Annotated in this window: 6 protein-coding genes; 4 read left to right on the top strand and 2 right to left on the bottom strand. The window is 77.4% G+C overall.

Going from position 1 to position 6,108, the window contains the following annotated elements:
* On the bottom strand, positions 1 to 545 hold a 545-nt coding region (locus VR45_RS33870; protein WP_045943740.1), incomplete at its 3' end, for a hypothetical protein.
* Between the two features lie 106 nt (positions 546 to 651).
* The gene (locus tag VR45_RS33865) at positions 652 to 2,319 is read right to left on the bottom strand and encodes an FAD-dependent monooxygenase (protein ID WP_045943739.1); all 1,668 of its coding nucleotides are present in this window, start codon (positions 2,317 to 2,319) and stop codon (positions 652 to 654) included.
* Positions 2,320 to 2,518: 199 nt separating this feature from the next.
* Here VR45_RS33865 and VR45_RS33860 point away from each other — a divergent pair, with 199 nt between their 5' ends.
* From VR45_RS33860 to VR45_RS33845, 4 genes are all read left to right on the top strand, one after another.
* Complete coding sequence (locus VR45_RS33860; protein ID WP_045943738.1) at positions 2,519 to 2,710, top strand: DUF1508 domain-containing protein; 192 nt, start codon at positions 2,519 to 2,521, stop codon at positions 2,708 to 2,710.
* A gap of 145 nt (positions 2,711 to 2,855) precedes the next feature.
* Positions 2,856 to 4,118, top strand: a complete 1,263-nt coding sequence (locus VR45_RS33855; protein ID WP_078897116.1) for a glycosyltransferase family 1 protein — start codon at positions 2,856 to 2,858, stop codon at positions 4,116 to 4,118.
* Positions 4,115 to 5,269, top strand: coding sequence for a glycosyltransferase (locus VR45_RS33850; RefSeq protein WP_045943737.1), 1,155 nt, complete (start codon positions 4,115 to 4,117; stop codon positions 5,267 to 5,269). Before VR45_RS33855 ends, VR45_RS33850 begins: the two co-directional genes overlap by 4 nt.
* Before the next feature lie 130 nt (positions 5,270 to 5,399).
* On the top strand, positions 5,400 to 6,108 hold a 709-nt coding region (locus VR45_RS33845; protein WP_052709586.1), incomplete at its 3' end, for an SGNH/GDSL hydrolase family protein.

Below are 6,108 nucleotides of genomic sequence, written 5' to 3'. Positions count from 1 at the left end.
GCGTACCACTCCCCCGCCTCCTCGACCGGCACCGGCAGCAGCCGCCCCCGCCCGACCAGCCGCCACGCCAGGTCGTGCACGGCGGCCAGCCAGCGCACCGAGGCGCCGTACGCCAGCTCGGCCGGTGTGCCGTCCGGCAGCTGGACGGTGGCGCCCGGCCAGTGCGGGTCGTGCAGCGCGCCGAGCAGCTGGGCGGCCTGCGAGCGGTCGAAGAGCAGCGCGGGCACCCGCCACGGGCTCAGCCCCACCCCGCGCGAGGCGGCCCCGACCGGCAGGTCCGGCGACGGCACGGGCCGCCCGCCGAGGCTGGGCAGCAACAACCCGGTCCACCGCTCGACGGCCTGGTCGGCCAGCCACCCGAGCCCCGGCCCGACCGTCCCCAGCAGCCGCGCCACCTCCCCGGCCGGGCAGGCGAACGGGTGCGCCGTCCCACCCCGGTCGGCCCGGTCGCCGGGCTCGTACGCATCGCCCCGGTGGACCGCCGCGTCCTCCGCCCAGACGGCGAGCCGGCCGTCGGCTCGCCAGAGCGCGTGCAGGGCGTACATCGGTGGGCGGAACCTCTCCACGGGACGGGTCTTCCACCCTAGCCCGCACCTCCGACAACACCCGGTGAGGCGTCCGGCCTGCGGCGGGGCAGCCGTGGGCCACCGGCTACCGGAAGGTGCGGCGCAGGTGGGCGGTCAGGTCGGCGGGGGTCGGGTCGGGCAGCCGGGTGGCCAGGTAGCCGTCCGGGCGGACGAGGAACGCCTCGCCGTCGGCCGGTGCGTAGGCGGTGCGGAATGAGCCGGCGGCGTCCCGCGCGTACGGCAGCAGCAGCCCCTCCGGCGGCGCCGGGGCGTCCCCGGCCAGCACCACGTGGACGTCCAGCAGGCCGTGCGCCGCCGCGCGGGCCGCGTCGGCGAGCGCGTGCAGGCGCTCCGCCCGCGCCGCACCGTCGGCCCCGGCGCCCGCGTACAGCAGCAGCGTGTGGTGCGGACGGGCCCGCAGCAGGTCGAACAGCCGCTGGGGGAAGGCGGTGAGCGGCCGTTCCAGCCCGGTGCAGTCGGGCGCGCGGTCCCCGGCCCGCGGTCCGGGGCCGGTCGCGCCGGTCGCGCCGGTCGCATCGTCCTCGTCACCGAGCGGTCCGCCCCGGTAGTTCACCAGCAGCTGGGCCTGGCGCAGCAGCACCGTGGTGAGGTCGTCGGTGTCCGCCTCGCCCCGGGCGTGCCGCACGGTCCGGCCGACCACCTCCGCCCCGACCGGGTGGCGCTCGGCGTGGTAGCTGTCGAGCAGCCCCTCGGCGGCGGCCCCGCGCAGCGCGAGCGCGAGCTTCCAGGCCAGGTTGTAGGCGTCCTGCACGCCGGTGTTCATGCCCTGGGCCCCGGTGGGCGGGTGGATGTGCGCGGCGTCGCCGGCCAGGAACACCCGCCCGACCCGGTACCGGTCGGCCAGCCGGTGGCTGATCCGGAAGACCGAGGACCAGCGCAGCGCCCCCGCCGTGACGGGCCGGGGCGAGAGCCGGTCGAGCACCGCCTGGATGTCCGCCAGTCCGGGCCCCCGTCCGCCCGCCAGACCGTGGGTGACCTCCCCGGCGGCCGCGCCGTCCGCCGCGCCGGCCGCCGTGTCCTCCGGCCCGGACGGGACCAGCATCGACATCCGGTAACGGCGGTGTCCCGGCAGCGGGATGCAGACGAGCACGTCGTCGGGCGCGCCGTCACCGCTGCGGCGCAGGCACCGCACGCCGTAGCCCCCGGGCAGGTCCCAGTCGACCTCGACGTCCCCGAGCATGTACCGCTCCGGGAACGCGTCGCCCGCGAAGTCGACTCCGATCGCGCGGCGCACCCGGCTGTGCGCGCCGTCGCAGCCCAGCACGTACCGCGCGCGCAGCACGGCCGGACCGTCCGGGGTCGCCAGTTCGGCCCGGACATGGTCGTCGCCCTGGTCGAGGCCGAGCAGCTCGGTGCCCCGCTCGACCCGCGTCCCGAAGCCGGCCAGGTGCTCGGTGAGCAGCCGCTCGGTGGTGTCCTGCGGGAGCGCGGCGAACCGGTAGGGCACCTCGGCGGGCAGGTCCAGCTCCAGCCGCGGGCCGGGCTCCCCGTCGACGAAGGTGAGCTGGCCGAGCAGCGGCACGGCCTCGTCGAGGACCCGGCCGACCAGCCCCATCGCCTCCCACACCTCCAGGGTGCGGGGCTGGATGCCGACGGCCTTGGCGTACGGCTGGGGCCGGTCCAGCCGGTCGACGATCCGGCAGCCGACGCCGCGGCGGCGCAGTTCGGCGGCGGCCGTCAGCCCGACCGGTCCGGCGCCCACGACCAGGACCTCCGTCTCGGTGTCCGCCATCACCGCTCCTCGGTTGCCGGGACCGTTCCCCTGACTCCAGGCTGCCGCGCCCGCTCCCGGGCCCGCCACTCGTGACGCGGGCCCGGGAGCGGCGGGGCCGCGGCGCACGGCACCCGAACGCGTCATCTGACGGGCAGGGCCGGGTGATTGCTCCTACGTTGCGTTGCGAGGGGGCCACCGAAGGAAAGGCGAACACTCCATGGCCGGCAAGTTCGAGCTGTACACCGACGACAGCGGCATGCACCGGTTCCGACTCAAGGCGAGCAACGGGACGGTCGTGGTGACCGGCGACCCGCAGGAGAACCGGGACGACTGCCTCAAGAGCATCGAGTCGATCCGCAAGCTCGCGCCCTACGCGGAGCTGAAGGAGGCGGCCGCAGGAGTGGCCTGAGCGGCTCGTTGACGTCTCGGTGACGTCTCGCTGATGCCCCCAGGAGGGCGGGACGCGGGTCGGTGGCACAATTCGCCGACCCGCGTTCGTTTGTACGACAGATCCCTTTGGCCGCCTGCACGCCGGACCCGGACAGAACACTGGCATGCGTGTCGTCATCGTCACCGAGTCCTTTCCCCCCGAGGTCAACGGCGTCGCCCACAGCGTGCTGCGCACCGCCGAGCACCTGCTCCGCCGGGGACACCAGCCGCTCGTCGTCACTCCGGCGCCCGCGCGCGGCGCGCAGAGCCCCTCGCACACCTTCGGCGCCGGCGGCGTGCCGGACGAGCTGCCGGTGGTGCGGGTGCCCTCCGTCCCGCTGCCCGGCTACCCGCAGGTCAGGATCGCGCTGCCGAGCCGCCAGTTGGCCGCCGCGATCCAGGGCCACCGGCCCGACCTGGTCCATCTGGCCAGCCCGTTCGTGCTCGGCGCGCGCGGGGCGCAGGTCGCCGCCCGGCTCGGCCTGCCGGTCGTCGCCGTCTACCAGACCGACCTCGCCGGGTACGCGCACGCCTACCGGGCCGGGCGCGGGCTCGGCGAGGCCGCCGCCTGGCACCGGATCCGCACCGTCCACGGCCTCGCCGCCCGGACCCTCGCGCCGTCCACCCCCGCCGCCCAGGACCTCACCGCGCACGGGGTCTCCCGGGTCCAGCTGTGGCCGCGCGGCGTGGACTCGGCCCGCTTCCACCCCCGCCACCGCGACGAGGCGCTGCACCGGGCGCTCGCCCCCGGCGGCGAGGTGCTGATCGGGTACGTCGGGCGGCTCGCGCCGGAGAAGCGGGTGGACCTGCTGGCCGAGACCGCGACCCTGCCCGGCGTCCGGGTGGTGGTCATCGGTGACGGGCCCTCCGCGCCCGGGCTGAAGGCCGCCATGCCGGGCGCGGTCTTCCTCGGCCGGTGCACCGGCGAGGAACTGGCCCGATGTTTCGCGACCCTGGACGTGTTCGTGCACACCGGGCCGCTGGAGACCTTCTGCCAGACCATCCAGGAAGCGATGGCCAGCGGGGTCCCGGTGATCGGCCCGGCCGCCGGCGGACCGCTCGACCTGGTGGCGCACCACCGCACCGGCCTGCTCGTCCCGCCCCGCGACGGCACGGCGGTGGCGAGGGCGGTGACCGCGCTGGCCGGGGACGCGGAGCTGCGGGCGGCGTACGGGCGCGCCGGGCGGGCGGAGGTGACGGCGCGTACCTGGGAGGCGGTCGGGGACCTGCTGCTGCGGCACTACGCCGAGGTGCTGGCGGAGCACCGCGGGGTGGCGGTCGCGGACCTCGCGGTCGCGGACGTGGCGGGGGCGGCCCCGACCGCAGGCCCCGTCCCGCCCCCGGCCGCGCCCCCGACCGCCCCACTGACGGAGGAACTGCCCGCATGACCACCCGCCCGCTCCGGATCGTCCGGGTGGCCAACTTCGTCACCCCCGTCTCCGGCGGACTGCGGACCGCGCTGCGCCACCTCGGCGCGGGCTACCGGGCCGCCGGGCACACCCCCGTGCTCGTCGTGCCCGGGGAGCGCCGCGCCGTCGAGGAGGACGAGCAGGGGCTGGTCGTCACCCTGCCCGGCCCGGTGCTCCCCGGCAGCGGCGGCTACCGCCTGCTCACCGACCGCCGGGCGGTGGCCGCCGAACTCGAACGGCTCGCCCCCGACCGGCTGGAGGTCTCCGACCGCACCACTTTGCGCTGGACGGGCGGCTGGGCCCGGCGGCACGGTGTGCGCGCCGCGATGGTCTCGCACGAGAGCGCCGTCGGACTGCTGCGCACCTGGGGCCTGCCCGGCCCGCTCGCGGGGGCCGCCGCGAACCGGCTCAACCGCCGGACCGCCCGGTCCTACGACACGGTGATCTGCACGACGGACTGGGCCGCCGCCGAATTCCGCCGCCTGGGCGTGCGGAACCTCGCCCGTGCCCCGCTCGGAGTGGACCTCGCCACCCTGCGTCCGCCGGACGACGCCACCCGGGCCGCCGAACGCGCCCGGTACGCGGAACCGGACCAGGTGCTGCTGGTGCTCTGCTCCCGCCTCTCCACCGAGAAACGCCCCGAACTCGCGCTCGACGCCCTGGAGGCGCTCCGGTCCGCCCGGCCCGGCCCCGGGGCCGTGCTGGCGGTGGCCGGCACCGGCCCGCTGCGCTCCCGGCTCGCGGCCTCGGCCGCGCGGCGCCGGCTGCCCGTGCACTTCCTGGGCCACCTGGCCGGGCGCGCGGCCGTCGCCCGGCTGCTCGGCTGCGCGGACGTGGTGCTCGCACCGGGTCCGGTGGAGACCTTCGGCCTGGCCGCGCTGGAGGCGCTCGCCTGCGGCACCCCGGTCGCGGTCAACCGGGGCTCGGCCCTGCCCGAACTGGTCGGCACCGCCGGCGTGGCCGCCGAGCCGACCGGCGCGGGGTTCGCGGAAGCGGTCCACGAGCTCCTCGCCCGCCCCGAGGCGGCCCGCCGCGCCGCCGCCCGCGACCAGGCCGAACGCTACGGCTGGCCGACGGCGGTCGCGGCCTTCCTCACCGCCCACGGCGCGGCCCCGGTCACGGCCGGCTGAGGCACCGGACGGGCGGAGTGGGAAGTCGATCCCGCCGACTTCCCACTCCGACGCACAGCAGGACAGCGGGTCCGCACGACAGCGACAGGGAACGGCCGGACCGGACGGTCCGGGAACGGTGGGAGGTGCGATGAACACGATCGCGGCGGTGGACGGGGACGGCGGAGGCGACACCGTACCCGGTGCCGCACGGGGAGCGGCCCGCCCGGGCGGGCGAACGACCGGCGAAGCGGTGCGGTTCGTCGCCCTCGGCGACTCGCTCACCGAGGGCATCGGCGACCCGATCGCCGACGGATGGCGCGGCTGGGCGGCCCTGCTCGCCCGGTCACTGGCCCCGCCGCAGACCGGGGTCGAGTTCACCAACCTCGCGCGCAGCGGCGCGCTCACCACCGACCTCGGCACCGAGCAGCTGCCGGCGGCCCTTGCCCTGCGCCCGCAGTTCGCCGCCGTGGTCGCGGGCGGCAACGACACCCTGCGGTCCGGCTTCGACGTGGAACGCACCACCCGGGCCCTCGACACCGTCCTCGGCCGGCTCACCGACAGCGGCGCCGTGGTGCTGACGGCCTGCCTGCCGGACCCCGGCTCCCTGCTGCGGCTGCCCCGACCGCTCGCCCGCCCGCTCGCCCGGCGGATGCGCGCGGTGAACACCGTGGTGCACGCGCTCGCCGTCCGCCACCGAGCCGTCCACCTGCACCTCGCCGAGCTGCCGTGGACGGCGGAGCGCCGACTGCTCAGCGCCGACCGCCTGCACCCGAGCGCCGAGGGCCACCACCTGATCGCCCGCGGGTTCCACGACCTGCTCGCCACCACCGACCACCCCCTCGGCCCCGCCCCCGCCC

It is taken from the genome of Streptomyces sp. NRRL S-495 (assembly GCF_000966955.1).
Classification (GTDB): Bacteria; Actinomycetota; Actinomycetes; order Streptomycetales; family Streptomycetaceae; genus Kitasatospora; species Kitasatospora purpeofusca.
This window is presented reverse-complemented; position numbering and strand designations above follow the sequence as displayed.

What these genes read in the sequence shown, in the direction of transcription:
- VR45_RS33865 (WP_045943739.1), bottom strand. Translation starts at nt 2,319, where the DNA reads ATGGCGGACACCGAGACGGAGGTCCTGGTCGTGGGCGCCGGACCGGTC.
- VR45_RS33860 (WP_045943738.1), top strand. Translation starts at nt 2,519, where the DNA reads ATGGCCGGCAAGTTCGAGCTGTACACCGACGACAGCGGCATGCACCGG.
- VR45_RS33855 (WP_078897116.1), top strand. Translation starts at nt 2,856, where the DNA reads ATGCGTGTCGTCATCGTCACCGAGTCCTTTCCCCCCGAGGTCAACGGC.
- VR45_RS33850 (WP_045943737.1), top strand. Translation starts at nt 4,115, where the DNA reads ATGACCACCCGCCCGCTCCGGATCGTCCGGGTGGCCAACTTCGTCACC.